This is a genomic window from Janibacter endophyticus (genome assembly GCF_016888335.1).
GTDB classification, from domain to species: Bacteria; Actinomycetota; Actinomycetes; order Actinomycetales; family Dermatophilaceae; genus Marihabitans; species Marihabitans endophyticum.
In genome coordinates, this window is the sequence record NZ_JAFEJG010000002.1 from 1 (window position 1) to 614 (window position 614).

Sequence of the window (614 nt, forward strand, 5' to 3'; positions counted from 1 at the left end):
GCTAACTTACGGGGTCAATTTGCCTAGTTCCTTAACTGCAATTCTTCCGATGGCCTTAGGATTCTCTCCTCATCTACCTGTGTCGGTTTGCGGTACGGGCACTACTTCTCTCTCTAGATGCTTTTCTTGGAAGCATGGAATCAGATACTTCGGTCTAAATGACCTTCCCCATCACACCTCAGAATTGTTAAAGCGGATTTGCCTACCTTAACTCCCTAAATGCTTAGACTAGCATTTCCAATCGCTAGCACATCCTATCCTTCTCCGTCACACCATCGATAATAACGATAATAGTGGTATTGGAATATCAACCAATTGTCCATCACCTACGCCTTTCGGCCTCGGCTTAGGTCCCGACTAACCCAGGGCGGACGAACCTTCCCCTGGAAACCTTGGGTTTACGGCCCGTGAGATTCTCACTCACGTCTCGCTACTCATGCCAACATTCTCACTCGTATACTGTCCACATGTCCTTACGGTCATGCTTCAGCCTGCATACGAAGCTCCCCTACCCATCATAATTGATGCCGTAGCTTCGGTAGTACGTTTTAGCCCCGGAAATTTTCGGCGCAGGATCACTTGACCAGTGAGCTATTACGCACTCTTTAAAGGGT

Annotated in this window: 1 rRNA gene; it reads right to left on the reverse strand. The window is 48.0% G+C overall.

What is annotated here, in order from left to right:
- Nucleotides 1–614 (reverse strand): 23S ribosomal RNA (locus JNO54_RS00010); the annotation flags it as partial.